Here is an 18,532-nt window from a genome sequence, read left to right as displayed (position 1 = left end):
ACCGCGCCCGTGCGAGACTGGCGTCGACGACGCTCGACCCCGGAGGGACGCGATGAGCCAGGTACCCGTGAGCCCGCCCCCGATGCCCCCCGCCACCCCGCCCGGCCTCCCCGGAGCGCACCGGCCGCTCGGCACCGGCGGCTGGATCGCCCTGGGCGCGAGCATCGTCGTCGGCGTCGTCTACACCGGCGTGCTCGGCACGCTGCTCGCTCTCGGCATCGGCACCGCCATCGACGCGACCGCCGACGCCCTGCCGACCGCGGCGCCCGGCTTCACCGACGAGCCGTTCGGCGAGGCGACCGAGGGCCCGGACGCCGGCGACCCGGCCGACCCGCTCTACGACTACCCCGGCTACCAGGACGGCGACGCCGCCTTCGTGCTCGCGCAGCCGTCGGCCGAGGCCGCGATCGCGCAGTCCGAGGCGGCCGTCGCGGCGATCGAGTCGACCGTCCTCGACGGCTGGACCTCGGCCGACGACGAGTACTACGAGCGCTCGGAGAACGGCTACGGCGGCCCGTCGCTCCTCTACGACTACATCTCGGCCACCAGCTACGCCGACGCCGACCTCGGCTCCGACGCCGCCAAGCAGGCGGTCGTCGACGTGTTCACCGCCGCGGTCGCGCCGCTCGGCCTCGACGCCGTCGACGTCGCCGACACCCCGGCCGAGTGGTCCGAGGTCGGCTACGAGTACGAGGGCGATCTGAGCGACGAGGAGGCCGGCGCCGCGCTCTGGGTCGTCACCGCGTACTCCACGGTGGAGGACGTGCCCGCGATCGAGATCGGCCTCGTCGATCTCGGCGCCGACAGCACCGGAGAGGTCGAGCGGATGCTCGACGACGTCGGGCTGACGCCGCCGGACAGCGGCGCGTTCCTCGCCGGCTACGCCAACGCGATCCTCGAGGAGGGCGACCGCGCCGAGTTCACCGAGCGGATGCAGGCCTACGGCGGAGTCGCCGCCACCTGAGTCTCCGGTACCGGCAACCGGGTGACCTCGCAAGCCCGAGCCGACGACCCGCGTGCCGCCTAGCGTGAGGGCATGGCCCAACCCCGAGCGACCAGACCCCTGCGCGACTACGCCGCGATCGGCGACGGTCGCACCGTCGCGTTGATCGCCAGTGACGGGAGCGTCGACTGGCTGCCCGTCCCCGACCTCGGCTCGACCCCCGCGTTCGCCGCGCTGATCGACGCGAGGACCGGCGGCTGCATCGAGCTGTCCCCGGAGGAGCCCGCGGAGACGACCCGCCGCTACCTGGGCGACACGAACGTGCTCGAGACCACCTTCACCACCGAGTCCGGCACCGTGACGGTGACCGACGCGCTGGTGACGGGCATCGCCGGGCGCCTGCCGTGGGCCGAGCTGGCGCGCCGGGTCGAGTGCACCGACGGCGAGGTCCGGATGCGCTGGGTCGTCCGCCCCGGGACCGGCCTCGGCACCTTCTCCCCGTGGATCCAGAACGCGGACGGCCGCTCGCTGATCCGGGCCGGCGACATCACGATCGGCGTCACCGGGAAGGACCACGGACCGGTCGACGAGTCGGCGCCCTCCGGCGCGGGCGACGAGCTCGCCGGCGGCTTCGTCGCGACCGCGGGCGGCGAGCGGCACGTCCTGGTCGTCTCGGCGACGCACGACGAGCCCCTGCACTTCCCGGTCGCGGTGAACGTCGACCGCGGGATCGACCGCACGCTCGCCAGCTGGCAGTCCTGGTCCGACGAGTTCTCCTACGACGGGCCCTGGGCCGGAGCGGTGCAGCGCAGCGCGCTCGCGCTGAAGCTGCTGATCTACTCGCCCACCGGCGCGATCGCGGCCGCCGCGACCACCTCGCTCCCGGAGTCGCCCAACGGCGGCAAGAACTGGGACTACCGCTTCGCCTGGGTGCGCGACGCCGCGTACACGGCGCACGCGCTGGTGCGCTTCGGCCTGCGCGAGGAGACGCACGCGGCGCTCTCCTGGCTCCTGCGCACGATCAAGGAGCACGGCCCGGATCTGCACATCTTCTACGGCCTCGACGGCTCGCTGCCGACCGAGCAGACCGAGTACGACGTCCCCGGCTACGCGGGCATCGGCCCGGTCCTCGCCGGCAACGGCGCGCAGAGCCAGCTGCAGCTCGGCGTCTTCGGCGACCTCTTCGACATCTGCCGCATCTACGTCGACGAGGGCAACGTCCTCGACATCGAGACCGGCCGGCTGCTCGCGCGGATCGCGGACACCACCTGCGACCTCTGGCGCAACCGCGACGCCGGGATGTGGGAGCTCGAGGAGGAGCAGCACTACACCTCCTCGAAGATGGGCTGCTGGCAGGCGCTCGACGCCGCCGTGCACCTCGCCGAGCTCGGGCAGGTGGCGGGCAGCCCGGACCGCTGGCGCTTCGAGCGCGATCGCATCCGCGACTGGATCGAGGAGAACTGCTGGTCCGAGGAGCTCGGCTCCTACGTGATGTACCCGGGCACCGAGGAGCTGGACGCCTCCGTCCTGCTGCACGCACCGAGCGGCTACGAGCGCGGCGAGCGGATGGTCTCGACGATCGACGCGCTGGTGAAGGAGCTGGGCCGCGGCGCCCTGCTGTTCCGCTACTCCGGCATGGAGGCGGAGGAGCACCCGTTCGTCGCCTGCTCGTTCTGGCTCGCCGGCGCGCTCGCCTGCGTCGGCCGGCACGACGAGGCGATCGCGCTGATGGACGAGCTGGTCGAGACGGTGCCGAACGACGTCGGCATCATGTCCGAGATGGTGGCCGTCGACGACCTCGCCTTCTGGGGCAACCTGCCGCAGGGCCTCAGTCATCTCGCGCTGATCAACGCCGCCATCACGATCGAGGAGCTGGCGCCCGAGAAGGTCGGCGACCGCTGACGGCGGCGTCCGGGCCGCCGACGATCGACGCGGCGCACCGCTAGACCCGGCGACGGGTTCGCGCAACCCGGTTGAGGGGCTCCCGCCGCGGCGCGTAGACCGGACTCATCACCCCGGACCGCCCTGCGCGGCGTGCCCGGGAGCGGCAGGAAGGAAGACCAGATGGACCTCGGCATCTCCGGGCGCACCGCCCTCGTCACCGGCGGCGACTCCGGCATCGGCTGGCACACCGCCCAGCTCCTGCTCGCGGAGGGCGTCACCGTCGTCCTGAGCGACAAGGACCAGGGGAAGCTCGACGAGGCGGCCGCCCGCCTCGGCGCGGCGGACGGGACGCTGCACGCCTTCGCCGCCGACGTCACCAGCGTCTCCGAGCTCGCCGCCCTGCACGAGCGGACGGCCGAGGCCGTCGGCGAGATCGACATCCTCGTGCAGTGCGCGGGCGTCACCGGCGCCCAGGGCCTCTTCCACGAGATCGACGACGAGGGCTGGACCAGCACGCTCGAGACCGACCTGCTCGGCCCCGTCCGCCTCGTCCGCGAGTTCCTGCCCGACCTGCGCTCCGGAGGCTGGGGCCGCCTCGTGCTCACCGCCTCCGAGGACGCGGTGCAGCCCTACGACGACGAGCTGCCCTACTGCGCGGCGAAGGCCGGCGTGCTGGCGCTCGCCAAGGGGCTCTCCCGCTCCTACGCCCTCGAGGGCCTGCTCGTGAACGCGGTGTCGCCGGCCTTCATCCACACGCCGATGACCGACGCGATGATGGACAAGCGCGCCGACGAGAACGGCACCTCGAAGGAGGAGGCCATCTCGTCCTTCCTCGACGAGGAGCGGCCCTACATGGAGCTGAAGCGACGGGGCCGGCCCGAGGAGGTCGCCGCGGTCATCGCGTTCCTCTGCTCGGAGCGCGCCTCGTTCGTGAACGGCTCGAACTACCGGGTCGACTCGGGCTCGGTCGCGACGATCTAGCCCCGGGCCCCCAGCCCCCGCAGTCCCGGCGCCGTCCAGGTCGCGCACCCCGCGCGTCCGGGCGACGTCCAGCCGAAAGAGTCACAATCGAAGTCGGGTTTTCCGCATCCCGGCACTGTCAGAGAAAGGAACGGTCCATGACCACCACCCTCGAACGCCACGTCGAAGCCCCCGCGGGCTCCGGAGCGAAGACCAGCCGCCGCCAGAACGCCGAGAAGGGCTTCAAGGCCTCCAAGGAGCTGCTCGACAGCCTCCAGATCGTCCTCGTCGACCTGATCGAGCTGCACGTCCAGGGCAAGCAGGCGCACTGGAACGTCGTCGGCAAGAACTTCCGCGACCTCCACCTCCAGCTCGACGAGATCATCGAGGCCGCGCGCGAGTTCAGCGACGACATCGCCGAGCGCATGCGCGCGCTGCACGGCATCCCGGACGGCCGCAGCGACACCGTCGCGGCGACCACGACGCTCCCGGAGTACCCGCACGGCGAGATCGACACCGCCGAGACCGTCGACCTCATCACCGTCCGCCTCGAGAACACCGCCGCCACCATGCGCGAGGTGCACGACCAGGTGGACGACGAGGACCCGACGAGCGCCGACCTCCTGCACGCGATCATCCAGAGCCTCGAGCAGTACGCCTGGATGGTGTCGGCCGAGAACCGCACCACCTCCGCCGCGAAGTAGCACCACCGCACCACCCGTCGAGGGACCCCGCCACCGCGGGGTCCCTCTTCGCGTGCCGCGAGCCGCCTGCGCCGGCGTCGCCTGTGGTCGACTCGGCTCCGCCGCGCCGCCTGTTCTCCCAGCGCCTGCGGCGCGAACAGGGCTCCCCTCCCCATGCGCGTCGGGATCCCCGTCATCCGCAGTGCTGGTGCCATGGGTCTCGATACGCCCTCCGGGCTGCTCGACCAGCATGCAGAGGCGAGCGAGTGGACGCGGAACGGGGTCTGGTGGACGGACGCAGCCCGGTTCGGGTCCATTCGTCGAGATCCGTACTGTCGAGTGGTCTCGGGCAGGGCCCTGCTCGGCGCACGAGGCCCATTGCGGGTCCGTTCGCGGAGCGGACCTGATCGAGCAGCCCGCGCGCAGGGCGCATCGATCGCCTGCTGATCGAGCAGTCCGCGGAGCGGGCGTCTCGAACGGTGAAGCCGCCTCGCGTCTCCCTGATGAGGGAAAGGACACGGCTGCGCCGCGTCATGGTGGTCGAATAGCCCCGCAGGGGCGTATCGAGACCCGCTGTCATCAGCAGGGCCGGTCTGCAGAGTCGTCCTTCTGGCGCTGGTGGATCTCGATACGCCCGTTGCGCGGGCTACTCGATCAGCATGGCTTTCCCGGTACGGACAAGGTGATCTCTCCTGGGAGATACCCGTCGTCCGCAGTGCTGGTGCCGGGGGTCTCGATACACCCCGCGGGCACCTCGGCGCGGTGCAGCGGCCCCGATCCCGCCCCCAGCCCCCGCCAGTAGGGTCGAGGCCATGAGCACGCAGGTTTCCGAGCTGTTCGACGCGCGCCGCTGGGCGCCGGTCGACGGGTTCGACGGTCTCGAAGACATCACCTACCACCACGACCGGTCCGGCCGCATCGCCCGGGTCGCGTTCGACCGGCCGGAGGTGCGCAACGCCTTCCGTCCGCGCACGGTCGACGAGCTGTTCCGCGCACTCGAGGACGCGCGGACGAACCCGCGCATCGGCGTCGTCATCCTCACCGGCAACGGCCCCAGCCCGCGCGACGGCGGCTGGGCGTTCTGCTCGGGCGGCGACCAGCGCATCCGCGGCCGCGACGGCTACCGCTACTCGGACGGCGAGACCGCCGAGGGCATCGACTCGGCGCGCAACGGCCGCCTGCACATCCTCGAGGTGCAGCGGCTGATCCGCTTCATGCCCAAGGTCGTCATCGCCGCCGTCCCCGGCTGGGCGGCCGGCGGCGGGCACTCGCTGCACGTGGTCTGCGACCTGACGATCGCCTCCGAGGAGCACGGTCGCTTCAAGCAGACCGACGCCGACGTCGGCTCGTTCGACGCCGGCTACGGCTCCGCCTACTTCGCCCGCCAGATCGGCCAGAAGAACGCCCGCGAGGTGTTCTTCCTCGCCCGCGAGTACTCCGCGCAGCGCGCGTACGAGATGGGCGCCGTGAACGCGGTCGTCCCGCACGCCGAGCTCGAGGCGACCGCCCTCGAATGGGCGGAGACGATCCTGAGCAAGTCGCCCACCGCGATCCGGATGCTGAAGTACGCCTTCAACGCGGTCGACGACGGCCTCGTCGGCCAGCAGCTCTTCGCCGGCGAGACCACCCGCCTCGCCTACGGCACCGACGAGGCCGTCGAGGGGCGCGACTCCTTCCTCGAGAAGCGCGCGCCCGACTGGTCGCCGTTCCCGTGGCAGTTCTGACGGTGGCGGCTGGGACCGGGTCATCGCGTTCCGGGGCGGAGCGGCGATGACCCGCCCGCTCGCCTCCGTCGACGCGGCGCCGGAGAAGGTGCTCATCGCCCTCCGCGCGGCGCTCGACGGCAGCGGTCCCGCGGTGCGGATCGCCGCTCCGGGAGTGGAGTCGGACCCGGAGGCGGACGCGTCCGTCCCGCAGCGCGTCGCCGTGGTCGTCGAGACCTCCGGTTCGTCCGGCCCGCCCAAGCGCGTCGCGCTCGCCACCTCGGCGCTGCTGACCAGCGCCTCCGCCACCCTCGCCGAGCTCGGCGGTCCCGGCCGCTGGCTGCTCTGCCTGCCGACGCACTACGTGGCGGGAGTGCAGGTGCTGGTCCGCTCGCTGACCGCCGACGCCGACCCGGTCGTGCTGCCGGCCGGCGGCTTCGACGCCGCCGCCTTCCTCGCCCTCGCCCGGACGATGCCCGCGGGGGAGCGGCGCTACTCGTCGCTGGTCCCCGTGCAGCTCGCCCGGCTGCTCGACCTCGCGGAGAGCGTGCCCGCCGAGGCCGCGGTCCTCGCCTCCTTCGACGCGCTGCTGATCGGCGGCCAGTCGACCCCGCAGACGCTGCGCGACCGGGCCGCCGCGCTCGGCGTGCGGATCCGGCTCACCTACGGCTCGAGCGAGACCGCCGGCGGCTGCGTCTACGACGGCCTCCCGCTGCGCGACGTGCGGATCCGCGTCGTCGACGGCCAGGTCCTCCTCGGCGGCCCGACCCTCGCGGAGGGCTACCTCGACGCGGACGGCGGACTCGACGCGGAGCGCAGCGCCGCCGCCTTCGTCTCGCTCGACGGCGAGCGCTGGTACCGCACCGGTGACGCCGGCGTCATCGAGGACGGCCGCCTGAGCGTCACCGGCCGCCTCGACCGGGTGATCGTCTCGGGCGGGGAGAAGGTCTCGCTGGATGCGGTCGAGCGAGTGCTGCGCGACGGGCTCCTGCCCGACGCGGTCGTGGTGCGCCGCTCGGACGCGCAGTGGGGCGAGGTGCCGGTCGTCGCGACGACCGCGCCGGACGCCGACCTGGCGCGGGTGCGCTCCGAGGTGGTCGAGCGGCTCGGCCGTGCGGCCGGCCCGGCGGCGGTCCTCGCCATCGCGGAGATCCCGCTGCTCGCTTCGGGGAAGCCCGACCGCCGCACCCTCGAGAGCCTCGCGGCGGAGGGAGCGGTCTGAGGACAGGCCCGGACGGGGGCGGAGAACGACGCGTCGCCCGGCGGCCGACGGCCCGGGACGGGCAGGGACCACTCGGTAGGATTCCCTCCGTGTCGAGTTCGAGTCGCAAGAAGAAGCCGTCGGCGAAGCCCCGGAGCGGTCGCCCCGGCGGCGACCCCCGCCGCGTCGTCGTGCAGCCCGCCGGCCCGCGCGAGTGGATCGCCGGAGCCCGGCTGCGGACCCTCCCGCTCGCGATCGCCCCCGTCCTGATCGGCACCGGAGCGACGCAGGTCACCGACGAGGGCTGGCACTGGGTGCGCGCCCTGCTCTGCCTCGTCGTCTCGCTCGCCCTGCAGATCGGCGTGAACTACGCCAACGACTACTCCGACGGCATCCGCGGCACGGACGCGAACCGCGTCGGCCCCTCGCGGCTCACCGGATCGGGTGCCGCGAAGCCCCGCGCGGTGCTCACGGTCGCGCTGGTCTTCTTCGGGATCGCGGGCGTCGCGGGCCTCGTGCTGACCTTCCTGTCCGGCTTCTGGTGGTTCCTGATCATCGGCGCCGCCGCGATCGCCGCCGCCTGGTTCTACACCGGCGGCCGGCGCCCCTACGGCTACCTCGGCCTCGGCGAGCTCTTCGTCTTCGTGTTCTTCGGACTCGTCGCCACCGTCGGCACCACGTTCGTGCAGATCGGCCGCGCGAACCAGGAGTCCTGGCTCGGCGCCGTCGCCGCGGGCCTGTTCGCCTGCGCCGTGCTGATGGTCAACAACATCCGCGACATCCCGACGGACCGCCTCTCCGGCAAGCGGACCCTCGCGGTCGTCGTCGGCCCGACCATCGCGCGGGCGATGTACAGCGCCTTCGTGCTGGTGCCGTTCGGGATCGCGGTCGTGCTGGCGCTGTTCTACCCGCTCGCCTGGCTGACGCTCTTCGTCCTGCTGGCGGTCCTGCCGGCCATCCTCATCACCCTGACCGCGCGCACGGCGAAGGAGCTCATCCTCGCCCTGCAGCTGACCAGCCTGAGCGGCCTCGCCTACGCCGCGATCCTCGGCGCGGCCCTCGCCTTCTGACCGCGTGGTGCGCGTCCCGCGCGGCTCATGCCGGTGTGGTGCGCCTCCCGAGCGCCTCATGCCGGTGTGGTGCGCCTCATGCTGGTCGAGTAGCCCCGCAGGGGCGTATCGAGACCCTCCGTCACCGAGACGCTGAGTCTGCAGACCACCGTGCCGACGGTGGTGGATCTCGATACGCGCGCCGCGCGCGCTACTCGATCAGCATGTGGGGTGCGCCCGCTGCGCGAGGGACGCCTCTTCTTTGCTGGTCGAGTAGCCCCGCAGGGGCGTATCGAGACCCACCGTCACCGAGCGGCGGGGCGAGCAGGCCGATCTCGCGGCGGGGTCAGGCGCCCGGGCGGCCGTCGCGGGCCGCGTCGACCGCGGCGTCCTCGATGTCGTCGTCGGTGGGCGTGCGCGGGACGTCCTTGCGGCGCTCGTAGATGGCCTCGGCGATCCGCTCGCGGGGCTTGCGCAGCACGATGTAGGAGAGCGACATGCTCGCGATGGCGGCGACGAAGCCGGCGGTCACCGCCGCCGTCAGCTCGGAGTCGACGAAGGAGCGCGCCGGCAGGTACACCAGCACGAAGACGCCGGCGAACATGGCCAGACGCAGGAGCGAGTAGACGACGACCGCGCGGCTCAGTTTCACCGGGCAAGTGTACGTCGGCCCCTGCATGCGCGTCCGTGAGCACCCCGGGAGCTCCCTGTCCAGCATCCGTGCGCCCGGATCCTTCGAGGACCCCGGACGTACACTGGACACCATGATCCGCCTGTTCATCGGCCTGCTCGTGGCCCTCGCCGTCTTCACGGTCTACACCGTGATCGACGTCGCCCTGAGCAATCGCCACTCGGTGCGCGCGATCCCCAAGTGGTCGTGGGTCCTCGTGGTCCTCCTGCTGCCGATCATCGGCGCGGGCCTCTGGTTCTGGATCGGCCGCCCTCGCAAGCAGCGCTCCGAGGGCCGCCGTTTCACGGCTCCGGACGACGACCCCGACTTCCTCGGCACCCTCCGCCGCGAGCGCGATCCGGAGAAGGAGCGCGAGCAGGCCGAGCGCATCGCCCAGCTCGAGCGCGACCTCGCCGATCTCGACGACTCCGGCGAGTCGGACGGCACCGGCCGTCGGGATGCCTGACGCGGCTCCGGTCGCCCCCTCCACCCGTTTCGCGGTCGACCTCCTCACCCGCTTCGTCGCGCTCGGCGTCCGCGACGTCGTCGTCTCACCCGGCTCCCGCTCCCAGGCACTCGCGCTCGTCGCGGCCGAGCTCGAGACCCGCGGCCGCATCCGGCTGCACGTCCGGATCGACGAGCGCTCCGCCGGATTCCTCGCCCTCGGCCTCGCACTCGAGACCGGTTCGCCCGCCGTCCTGATCACGACCTCCGGCACCGCGACCGCCAACCTGCACCCCGCCGTGCTCGAGGCCGACGCGTCCGACGTGCCGTTGATCGTGCTCACGGCCGACCGCCCCGGCGAGCTGCGCGGCATCCGCTCCAATCAGACCACCGACCAGGTCGAGCTGTTCGGCCGCGCCGTCCGCCTCTTCGAGGACGTCGCCGCCCCCGACGCGCAGACGCCGGCGGAGTCGGCCTGCGCCCTCGCCGACCGCGCGCACGCCGCGGCATCCCGCCCGGGCGGCCCCGTGCACCTCAACCTGGCCTTCCGCGACCCGCTGTCCTCGCGCCTGCCCGCCTTCGACGTGCCCGAGCCCGGATCGGCCGCACCGGCCCCGGACGAGGCCGCGGTCGCCCCGGAGACGATCGCCGCCGGCCCGCTCGAGCCCCTCACCGTCGTCATCGCCGGCGACAAGGCCGGGGCCGAGGCCGAGGCGCTCGCCCGCGCCGGCGACTGGCCACTGCTCGCCGAGGTCTCCTCCGGGGCTCGCTTCGGTCCGCAGCTCGTCGTCGCCTGGCGACGCCTCCTCGCCGAGCCCGGGTTCGGAGGCCGCGTCCGCCGGGCGATCGTCCTCGGCCACCCGACCCTCTCCCGCGAGGTCCCGGAGCTGCTGCGCCGCGAGGACGTCGAGGTGATCGTCGTGGACCGCGGTCGCCGCGAGTTCTACAACCCCGGCCGCCGTGCGCGCAGCGTCCGCGCCCTCGCCGTCGTCCGTCCCGAGGACTCGCCGCGGCCCGAGCGGTCGGAGCGCGCCTGGCCCGGCTCCTGGGTGTCGGCGAGCCGCGCGCTCGTGGCCGACGCCGACCCCGACGCGATCCCCGAGGCGCCCGACGGCGGCTCGATGTCGGTCGAGGACCGCCGGGGCTACGCCCGGAACGCCCTGACAGCGATCCGCGCGCCGCTCACCCGCGAGTTCGTCGTCGCCGCGGTCTGGCGCGTCACCTGGCCGCACGACCGCCTGCTCTTCGGTGCCTCCCGCCTCATCCGCGTCGCGGACGGCTCGCTGCCCGGCAAGCGGATCACCGTGCACTCCAACCGCGGGCTCGCCGGCATCGACGGCACGGTCTCGACCGCTCTCGGCATCGCCGTCGCCTCGCAGTCCGCCGATGCGGGCTCGGGCGGCGCCACCCGCGTCGTCCTCGGCGACCTCACGCTCCTGCACGAGGCGGGCGGACTGCTGCTCGCCCCGGGCGAGCGCCGGCCGCGCGTGCAGCTCGTCGTAGTGAACGACGGCGGCGGCACCATCTTCGACGGCCTCGAGGTCGCCACCAGTTCGGCTCCCGACGCCTTCGACCGCGTGCAGTTCACGCCGCAGACCGTCGACATCGCGTCCCTGGCGACGGCCTACGGCTGGTCGCACCGCCTCGTCGCCACCCGCGGCGAGCTGGAGCAGGCCCTCACCTCGCCGGGCGAGGGCCCGGGCATCGTCGAGATCGCGCTCGAGCGCTGATCTCCCGGGCGGCCGCAGCCGTCAGCTCAGCGCGTCGAGGATCGGCCGGAACTTCATGCCCGTCTCCGCGAGCTCGGTGGCGGGGTCGCTGTCCGCGACGATGCCCGCACCGGCCCACGCGGTGACCGCGCCGTCGGGGGAGACCTGCGCGCTGCGCAGCCCCACGGCCCACTCGCCGTCGCCGTTGCCGTCGATCCAGCCCACCGGACCGGCGTAGCGGCCGCGGTCGAACGGCTCGAGCTCCTCCAGCAGGGCGAGCGCGCGGTCGGTCGGCGTGCCGGCGACGGCGGCGGTCGGGTGCAGGGCGTCGACGAGGTCGAGCGCGGTCGAGGCGTCGTCGAGCGTCCCGCGGACGTCGGTCGCGAGGTGCCACAGGTTCGGCAGCTTCAGAGCGAAGGGCTCCGGAGTGGTCGTGAGCGCGCCGGTGTGCGGCCGGAGCTCGCGCAGCAGGCTGGCGATGGCGAACGCGTGCTCGGAGCGGTCCTTCGGGCTCGCGAGGAGGGCGCGCACGATCGCGGCGTCCTCCTCCGCGTCGCCGCCGCGCGCGCTGGTGCCGGCGAGGACGCGCGCGGTGACCGCGCCCTGGTCGACCCCCACGAGCGTCTCGGGACTCGCGCCGAGGAAGCCGTCGACCGCGAAGGTCCAGCAGTCCGGGTAGCCGTTCGCGAGATCGCGGAGCAGCCGACGGCGGTCGGCGTCCCGGGGGAGCCGTCCCTGCAGGTCCCGGGCGAGGACGACCTTCTCGAGGGCGCCCGAGCGGATCGAGCCGACGGCCGACGCGACCGCGGCGCGATACGCGTCCGGCGTCATCGCACCGGGGAGGAGGGGGAGGCGGAACTCGTCGCCGAAGGGCAGCGGAGCGGGGACCGCCGTCGAGCCGGCCGTCTCGTCGGCCGTCCGGATGCGGGTCACCCACGACCGCCCGCCCCGCGAACCGATGACCACGCGGGGGACGATCAGGACGCTCGTCGCGCTCGACCGGCTGGAGAAGGCGAAGGCCCCGAAGGCCACCAGTCCCGTGCCCGGGACGCCGAGCGGATCCGCGACGACGGCCGCAGCCGACAGTTCGCGCCACGCGGCGGAGGCCTCGCGGATGCGATCCGGGCCGGAGAACTCCAGCCGCAGCGCCTCGCCGAGCCCGGCCAGTCCTGCGCCGCCGCGCTGCCAGAGCAGCGGCTGCCGCGGATCGACGCGGGTGATCAGCTCGTGCGGACCGTCGAGCGGTGTCGTCTCGGCGTGGAGGGGAGGAGCTCCGGCCCCGGTCGATGTCACTGCTCCACAGTACGCCCGCGTCGGAAAGCGAGACGTTGTGCGCCGGGACCACCCTCGCCCGGGGGTCCGCTGCTACGGTTTCCTCGTCCGGGGCCGCCGCAGCTAGGCGGAGCAAGGCGGCCCCGGCACCTCCGCCCCGTCCCGCTCCCTCCGCGCGGCTCCGCCGGTCCGGCGCCGGTCGCCTGAGCGGATGTGCAAGGGCAGTGGATGCACAGCCGCCACTCCGCTCCTCGCCCTAGACTCGTTGATCGTGACAAAGGCAGACCTCACCAAGCGGCCCGACGAGGTCGCTGCCATGTTCGACACGGTGGCGCCCGCCTACGACCTGACGAACACCGTCCTGTCCGTCGGCAACGACCACCTCTGGCGGATCGCCACGACCCGCGCCGTCAACCCGGCGCCGGGCGAGCGCATCCTCGATGTCGCGGCCGGCACCGGCACCTCGAGCGCCTCGCTGGCGCGCTCCGGAGCACAGGTCGTCGCCGCCGACTTCTCCCGCGGGATGATCTCGGTCGGCCGCCGCCGGCACGCCGAGAACGAGCTCATCGAGTTCGTCCTCGCCGACGCGATGGAGCTCCCCTTCGAGGACGACTCCTTCGACGCCGTCACCATCTCCTTCGGCCTGCGCAACGTCTCCGAGCCGCGGACGGCGCTCGCCGAGTTCTTCCGCGTCGTCAAGCCCGGCGGCCGCGTCGTGATCTGCGAGTTCTCGACCCCGCCGCTCAAGCCGCTCGCCGCCGCCTACGACTTCTACCTGTCGAAGGTCATGCCCGTGATCGTCGGCCTCGCCTCCTCCAACGACCCGGCCTACGACTACCTCGGCGACTCCATCCGCGCCTGGCCCGAGCAGAAGGTCGTCGCGGGCTGGCTCCGCGCCGCCGGCTTCGAGCGCGTCGCCTACCGCGACCTCACCGCCGGGATCGTGGCCCTGCACCGCGGGATCAAGCCGATCGCGGCGACCTGATGCGCGCCCAGGGGCCTGCCGGGCCGAGACGTTAGGGTTTGAGTGTGAACGCCAGTGCGCCCGTCGCCCGCCGCAGTCCGTCTCTGACGGCGCAGCTCGGCCTCTCCGAGCGCATCTTCTCGACCGCTCCGGACCGCGCTCTCGCGCGCGCGATCGACGACGGGCTCGAGCGGGTCGAGGCCGGCATGGTCCAGCAGCTGTCCTTCGCGGACGCAGTCGCCGACGTCTCGACGCGCTACCTGCTCGAGGCCGGCGGCAAGCGGGTGCGGCCGATGCTCACCCTGCTCACCGCGCAGCTCGGCCGGGGCAACACCCCCGAGGTGCTCAGCGCCGCGCAGGCCATCGAGATCACGCACCTCGGCTCGCTCTACCACGACGACGTCATGGACGAGGCGGAGAAGCGCCGAGGCGTTCCTTCGGCGCAGACCGTCTGGGGCAACAACGTCGCCATCCTCACCGGCGACCTGCTCTTCGCCCGGGCGAACCAGCTGATGACCGAGCTCGGTGAGCGCGCGATCCGGCTGCAGACCGACACCTTCGAGCGCCTCGTGCTCGGCCAGCTGCACGAGACGGTCGGCCCGAGCGCCGGCGAGGACCCGGTCGAGCACTACCTCGGCGTCCTGGCCGACAAGACCGGCTCGCTGATCGCCGCCGCCGCCCGCACCGGCGTCGTCTTCTCGGAGGCGCCCGCGCCCTTCGAGGAGGCGGTGCGCGTCTTCGGCGAGAAGATCGGCGTCGCCTTCCAGATCGTCGACGACGTGATCGACCTCTCGCCGCAGCCGGAGGAGACCGGCAAGAACCCGGGCACCGACATCCGCGCCGGCGTCTCGACGCTGCCGATCCTGCGCCTGCGGGAGCGCGCCGCGACCGACCGCGACGCGGCCGTGCTGCTCGCCCGGATCGAGAGCTACGTCAGCCGCACGAACGACGCGATCGCGCACACCGACGAGCAGAGCGCCGACATCTCCGACGCCATCGCGCAGCTGCGCGACCACCCCGTGACGGCGCAGACCCTCGCCGAGGCCCACGCCTGGGCCGATGAGGCCGTCGACGCCCTCGCCCCGCTGCCCGACGGGCCGGTCCGCAAGGCGCTCACGCGCTTCGCCGACACGGTCGTCGACCGCAACGGCTGACCGAATCGTCGCGGCGCGCATTCGAGCGCCGCAGGAATGAGTCCGGAGACGCGCCTCGGCGCCCCGGCAGGAGGAATGCAATGACCAAGCTCAGGCTGGCCATCGTCGGCGCGGGTCCCGCGGGCATCTACGCCGCCGACCTCATGATCAAGGCCGAGAAGAAGTACGACGTCTCGATCGATCTGTTCGAGCACCTGCCGGCGCCCTACGGACTCGTCCGCTACGGCGTCGCCCCCGACCACCCGCGGATCAAGGGCATCATCACGGCGCTCCGCGAGGTGCTCGACCGCGGCGACATCCGCATCTTCGGCAACGTGCACTTCGGCACCGACATCACGCTCGAGGACCTCAAGCGGCACTACAACGCCGTCATCTTCTCGACCGGCGCGATCCGCGACGCCCCGCTGGACGTCCCCGGGGTCGAGCTGGAGGGCTCCTACGGCGCCGCCGACTTCGTCAGCTGGTTCGACGGGCACCCCGACGTGCCGCGCACCTGGCCGCTCGAGGCCTCGTCCGTCGCCGTGATCGGCAACGGCAACGTCGCGCTCGACGTCTCGCGGATGCTCGCGAAGCACGCCGAGGACCTCCTGCCCACCGAGGTGCCGCCGAACGTCTACGACGCGCTGGCCGCCTCGCCCGTCACCGACGTGCACGTCTTCGGCCGCCGCGGACCGGCGCAGGTCAAGTTCACCCCGCTCGAGCTGCGCGAGCTCGGCGAGCTGCGCGACGTCGACATGATCGTCGCCGACGAGGACTTCGTGCTCGACGCCGCCTCGCAGGCGGCCATCGAGACGAACAAGCAGGTCATGGTGATCAACCGGGTGCTGAACCAGTGGCGCACCCGCGAGGTCGGCTCCGCCTCGCGCCGCCTGCACCTGCACTTCTGGGCCAAGCCGCTCGAGCTCATCGACGACGGCACCGGCCGCGTCTCGGCCATCCGCTACGAGCGCACCGAGCCCGACGGCGAGGGCGGCACCCGCGGCACCGGCGAGATCCGCGAGATCGCGGTCCAGGCCGTCTACCGCGCCGTCGGCTACTTCGGCTCCCCGCTGGACGGCCTGCCGTTCGACGAGATGCGCGGCGTCATCCCGAACCGCGAGGGCCAGGTCCTCGACGACGACGACGAGCCGGTGCACGGCGTGTACGCCACCGGCTGGATCAAGCGCGGACCGGTCGGCCTGATCGGGCACACCAAGTCGGACGCGATGGAGACCGTCGGGCACGTGCTCAACGATCAGGCGTCCTGGTGGACCCCGGCGCACCCCGAGGAGTCGGCGGTCGTCGCCCTGCTCGAGGAGCGCGGCGTCGCCTACACCGACCTCGACGGCTGGCACCGCCTCGACGAGCACGAGCAGGCGCTCGGTGCTCCGCAGGGCCGCGTCCGCGTCAAGGTCGTCCCGCGCGAGGACATGATCTCGATCTCGCGCGGCGAGACCGTCTCGAGCTGAGGCGCGTCCGTCGGAAGGGCCCTCGGAGCGATCCGGGGGCCCTTCGGCGTCTCCCGGATGTCGGAGGGCTCCCCTAGGATTCGGGCACCGCTGACGGACGGAGACCGCATGACCCCCTCGACCCTCGGAGAGGCGGGGCCGCGCGACGCGGGCCCGCACGACGTCATCCGGGTGCGCGGCGCCCGGCAGAACAACCTGCGCGGCGTCGATGTCGACATCCCGAAGCGCCGGATCACGGTGTTCACCGGCGTCTCGGGCTCCGGCAAGTCCTCGCTGGTCTTCGGGACGATCGCGGCCGAGTCGCAGCGGCTGATCAACGAGACCTACTCGGCGTTCCTGCAGCAGTTCATGGGCTCGCCGGCCCGGCCGGACGTCGAGTCTCTCGACGGGCTGTCGGCGACGATCGTCGTCGATCAGGAGCGGATGGGCGCGAACGGCCGCTCCACCGTCGGCACCGCGACCGACGCCTACACGATGCTCCGCATCCTGTTCAGCCGGATCGGCGATCCGCACGTCGGCACCAGCGGGGCGTTCTCGTTCAACCTGCCCGAGGGCATGTGCCCGCGCTGCGAGGGCACCGGCCGCGTCTCCGACATCGACCTCGACGCGCTGCTCGACCGCTCGAAGTCGCTCGAGGGCGGAGCGCTCGACGCGATCCCGAACTTCGTCGTCGGCGGCTGGTACTGGAAGAGCCTCGCCGAATCGGGGCTCTATCCCGCCGACGTGCCGATCGCCGACTTCACTCCTCAGCAGCTCGAGGACTTCCTGTACAAGCCGGCCGTCAAGATGCCGATCGCCGGCATCAACATGACCTACGAGGGTCTCGTGGTCAAGGTGACCCGCCTGTACCTCGCGAAGGAGGCGGCTCAGCCGCACATCCGGGCCTTCGCCGAGCGGGTGGCCGCCTTCGGCCCCTGCTCGGAGTGCGGGGGAGCGCGGCTCACCCGCGCGGCCCTGGGTTCGCTGATCGCGGGCCGGAACATCGCCGAGTGCTCGTCGATGCAGGCGACCGATCTCGCGGAGTGGCTGCGCGGGGTGCGCGACCCCTCCGTCGCCCCGATCGTCGAGGCGCTGCTGGGCACGCTGGACGCGCTGGTGCAGGTCGGGCTCGGCTACCTCTCGCTCGACCGCGAGTCCGGGACGCTCTCCGGCGGCGAGGCGCAGCGGGTGAAGATGGTGCGGCACCTGGGGTCGAGCCTCACCGACATCACCTACGTCTTCGACGAGCCCACCGCCGGACTGCACCCGCACGACGTCTCGCGGGTGATCGAGCTGCTGCGGCGGCTCCGCGACAAGGGCAACACGGTGCTCGTCGTCGAGCACAAGCCGGAGATCATCGCCGTGGCCGACCACGTCATCGACCTCGGGCCGCGAGCCGGCTCGCACGGCGGCGAGATCCGCTTCGAGGGCTCGGTCGAGGCGCTGCGCGACTCCGACACCCTCACCGGGCGCCACCTCGACCACCGGGTGCCGCTCAAGAGCGAGGTGCGGCGGCCCACGGGCGTCGCCGAGATCCGCGGCGCGTCCACGCACAACCTGCGCGGCGTCGACGTCGACGTGCCGCTCGGGGTGCTCACCGTCGTCACCGGCGTCGCCGGGTCGGGCAAGTCCTCGCTGATCCACGGCTCTCTGGCGAAGCGGCCGGGGGTGATCGTCGCCGACCAGTCGCCGATCCGCGGCTCGCGGCGCAGCAACCCCGCCACCTACACCGGCGTGCTCGATGCGATCCGCACCGCCTTCGCGAAGGAGAACGGCGTCAAGGCGGCCCTGTTCAGTGCGAACTCCGCGGGCGCCTGCCCGGTCTGCAAGGGCGCCGGGCTGATCTTCACCGAGCTCGGCCCGGCCGCGACCGTCTCGTCGATCTGCGAGGAGTGCGAGGGCAAGCGGTTCACCGCGGAGGTGCTCGAGTACCGGCTGCGCGGGAAGAACATCCACGAGGTGCTCTCGATGCCGATCGTCGAGGCGGCCGAGTTCTTCGGATCCGGGCCGGCGCACACGATCCTGGCCCGCCTCGTGGACGTGGGGCTCGGCTACCTCACCCTCGGGCAGCCGCTGAACACGCTGTCCGGCGGCGAGCGGCAGCGGCTGAAGCTCGCGATCAACATGGCCTCGAAGGGCTCGGTCTACATCCTCGACGAGCCGACGACCGGCCTGCACCTGGCCGACGTCGACAACCTGCTCGGCCTGCTCGACCGCCTCGTCGACTCCGGCTCCTCGGTGATCGTGATCGAGCACCACCAGGCGCTGATGGCGCACGCCGACTGGATCATCGACGTCGGCCCCGGGGCGGGGCACGACGGCGGGTCGATCGTCTTCGAGGGGACGCCGGCCGACCTCGTCGCCGGTGCGCAGACCCGCACCGCCGACGCGCTGCGGGCGTACACGGCCTGACCGCGAAACGGTAGTCCAGAGGCGAGGGGACGTCTGTGCTGATCGAGCAGCCCGCGA

The 18,532-nt window shown here is 72.8% G+C and carries 15 protein-coding genes; 13 read left to right on the top strand and 2 right to left on the bottom strand.

The annotated features are described in order from the left end of the window. Nucleotides 1-82 precede the first annotated feature (82 nt). The 7 genes from MT353_RS06205 to MT353_RS06175 all read left to right on the top strand — a co-directional run bounded on the left by MT353_RS06205 (nt 83) and on the right by MT353_RS06175 (nt 8,444). Nucleotides 83-964 carry a hypothetical protein gene (locus MT353_RS06205; RefSeq protein ID WP_243623867.1) on the top strand — a complete coding sequence of 294 codons (882 nt, stop codon included), beginning with the start codon at nt 83-85 and terminating at the stop codon, nt 962-964. A 72-nt stretch (nt 965-1,036) separates the two neighbouring features. Continuing rightward, the gene (locus MT353_RS06200; protein ID WP_243598313.1) at nt 1,037-2,845 is read left to right on the top strand and encodes a glycoside hydrolase family 15 protein; all 1,809 of its coding nucleotides are present in this window, start codon (nt 1,037-1,039) and stop codon (nt 2,843-2,845) included. Nucleotides 2,846-3,007: 162 nt separating this feature from the next. Next, a complete protein-coding gene (locus MT353_RS06195) occupies nt 3,008-3,808 on the top strand; it encodes an SDR family NAD(P)-dependent oxidoreductase (protein ID WP_123736791.1) in 801 nt (266 codons plus the stop codon). Between the two features lie 137 nt (nt 3,809-3,945). Continuing rightward, nucleotides 3,946-4,491, top strand: coding sequence for a Dps family protein (locus tag MT353_RS06190; protein ID WP_123732843.1), 546 nt, complete (start codon nt 3,946-3,948; stop codon nt 4,489-4,491). Between the two features lie 791 nt (nt 4,492-5,282). After that, entirely contained in the window at nt 5,283-6,194 is a 912-nt protein-coding gene (locus tag MT353_RS06185) for a 1,4-dihydroxy-2-naphthoyl-CoA synthase (RefSeq protein ID WP_243623866.1), read from the top strand. A 46-nt stretch (nt 6,195-6,240) separates the two neighbouring features. Then, nucleotides 6,241-7,395 carry an AMP-binding protein gene (locus MT353_RS06180; RefSeq protein ID WP_243623865.1) on the top strand — a complete coding sequence of 385 codons (1,155 nt, stop codon included), beginning with the start codon at nt 6,241-6,243 and terminating at the stop codon, nt 7,393-7,395. An 89-nt stretch (nt 7,396-7,484) separates the two neighbouring features. Further along, nucleotides 7,485-8,444 (top strand): 1,4-dihydroxy-2-naphthoate polyprenyltransferase, encoded by a 960-nt coding sequence (locus MT353_RS06175; protein WP_372487876.1) that lies wholly within the window; start codon nt 7,485-7,487, stop codon nt 8,442-8,444. A 325-nt stretch (nt 8,445-8,769) separates the two neighbouring features. Here the strand turns inward: MT353_RS06175 and MT353_RS06170 are convergent, their stop codons facing one another. Further along, complete coding sequence (locus MT353_RS06170; protein WP_159422135.1) at nt 8,770-9,075, bottom strand: DUF4229 domain-containing protein; 306 nt, start codon at nt 9,073-9,075, stop codon at nt 8,770-8,772. 112 nt (nt 9,076-9,187) lie between these two features. Here MT353_RS06170 and MT353_RS06165 point away from each other — a divergent pair, with 112 nt between their 5' ends. Together MT353_RS06165 and menD are read left to right on the top strand one after the other, a co-directional pair. Beyond that, entirely contained in the window at nt 9,188-9,559 is a 372-nt protein-coding gene (locus tag MT353_RS06165) for a PLD nuclease N-terminal domain-containing protein (protein ID WP_123447864.1), read from the top strand. After that, on the top strand, nt 9,552-11,267 hold the full coding sequence (gene menD / locus MT353_RS06160) for a 2-succinyl-5-enolpyruvyl-6-hydroxy-3-cyclohexene-1-carboxylic-acid synthase (protein WP_243623864.1): 1,716 nt from the start codon (nt 9,552-9,554) through the stop codon (nt 11,265-11,267). Before MT353_RS06165 ends, menD begins: the two co-directional genes overlap by 8 nt. Nucleotides 11,268-11,288: 21 nt before the next feature. Here menD and MT353_RS06155 read toward each other — a convergent pair whose 3' ends face one another. Continuing rightward, nucleotides 11,289-12,539, bottom strand: a complete 1,251-nt coding sequence (locus MT353_RS06155; RefSeq protein ID WP_243623863.1) for an isochorismate synthase MenF — start codon at nt 12,537-12,539, stop codon at nt 11,289-11,291. A 250-nt stretch (nt 12,540-12,789) separates the two neighbouring features. Between MT353_RS06155 and ubiE the strand changes: the two genes are divergently transcribed. From ubiE to MT353_RS06135, 4 genes are all read left to right on the top strand, one after another. Beyond that, complete coding sequence (gene ubiE, locus MT353_RS06150; protein WP_243623862.1) at nt 12,790-13,503, top strand: bifunctional demethylmenaquinone methyltransferase/2-methoxy-6-polyprenyl-1,4-benzoquinol methylase UbiE; 714 nt, start codon at nt 12,790-12,792, stop codon at nt 13,501-13,503. Nucleotides 13,504-13,547: 44 nt separating this feature from the next. After that, complete coding sequence (locus tag MT353_RS06145) at nt 13,548-14,636, top strand: polyprenyl synthetase family protein (RefSeq protein ID WP_243598321.1); 1,089 nt, start codon at nt 13,548-13,550, stop codon at nt 14,634-14,636. Nucleotides 14,637-14,716: 80 nt separating this feature from the next. Then, nucleotides 14,717-16,084, top strand: a complete 1,368-nt coding sequence (locus MT353_RS06140) for an FAD-dependent oxidoreductase (protein WP_243623861.1) — start codon at nt 14,717-14,719, stop codon at nt 16,082-16,084. A 108-nt stretch (nt 16,085-16,192) separates the two neighbouring features. Beyond that, nucleotides 16,193-18,475 carry an excinuclease ABC subunit UvrA gene (locus tag MT353_RS06135; RefSeq protein ID WP_243623860.1) on the top strand — a complete coding sequence of 761 codons (2,283 nt, stop codon included), beginning with the start codon at nt 16,193-16,195 and terminating at the stop codon, nt 18,473-18,475. The last annotated feature ends 57 nt before the right edge of the window (nt 18,476-18,532 follow it).

Origin of the sequence: Rathayibacter sp. VKM Ac-2927, from assembly GCF_022815525.1 — a bacterium.
In the GTDB taxonomy this organism is placed as follows: Bacteria; Actinomycetota; Actinomycetes; order Actinomycetales; family Microbacteriaceae; genus Rathayibacter; species Rathayibacter festucae.
The sequence above is the reverse complement of the archived record's forward strand: the minus strand, read 5'-3'. Positions and strand labels throughout refer to the sequence as shown.

What these genes read in the sequence shown, in the direction of transcription:
- MT353_RS06135 (WP_243623860.1), top strand. Translation starts at nt 16,193, where the DNA reads ATGACCCCCTCGACCCTCGGAGAGGCGGGGCCGCGCGACGCGGGCCCG.
- MT353_RS06195 (WP_123736791.1), top strand. Translation starts at nt 3,008, where the DNA reads ATGGACCTCGGCATCTCCGGGCGCACCGCCCTCGTCACCGGCGGCGAC.
- MT353_RS06185 (WP_243623866.1), top strand. Translation starts at nt 5,283, where the DNA reads ATGAGCACGCAGGTTTCCGAGCTGTTCGACGCGCGCCGCTGGGCGCCG.
- menD (WP_243623864.1), top strand. Translation starts at nt 9,552, where the DNA reads ATGCCTGACGCGGCTCCGGTCGCCCCCTCCACCCGTTTCGCGGTCGAC.
- MT353_RS06190 (WP_123732843.1), top strand. Translation starts at nt 3,946, where the DNA reads ATGACCACCACCCTCGAACGCCACGTCGAAGCCCCCGCGGGCTCCGGA.
- MT353_RS06200 (WP_243598313.1), top strand. Translation starts at nt 1,037, where the DNA reads ATGGCCCAACCCCGAGCGACCAGACCCCTGCGCGACTACGCCGCGATC.
- MT353_RS06140 (WP_243623861.1), top strand. Translation starts at nt 14,717, where the DNA reads ATGACCAAGCTCAGGCTGGCCATCGTCGGCGCGGGTCCCGCGGGCATC.
- MT353_RS06165 (WP_123447864.1), top strand. Translation starts at nt 9,188, where the DNA reads ATGATCCGCCTGTTCATCGGCCTGCTCGTGGCCCTCGCCGTCTTCACG.
- MT353_RS06180 (WP_243623865.1), top strand. Translation starts at nt 6,241, where the DNA reads ATGACCCGCCCGCTCGCCTCCGTCGACGCGGCGCCGGAGAAGGTGCTC.
- MT353_RS06205 (WP_243623867.1), top strand. Translation starts at nt 83, where the DNA reads ATGCCCCCCGCCACCCCGCCCGGCCTCCCCGGAGCGCACCGGCCGCTC.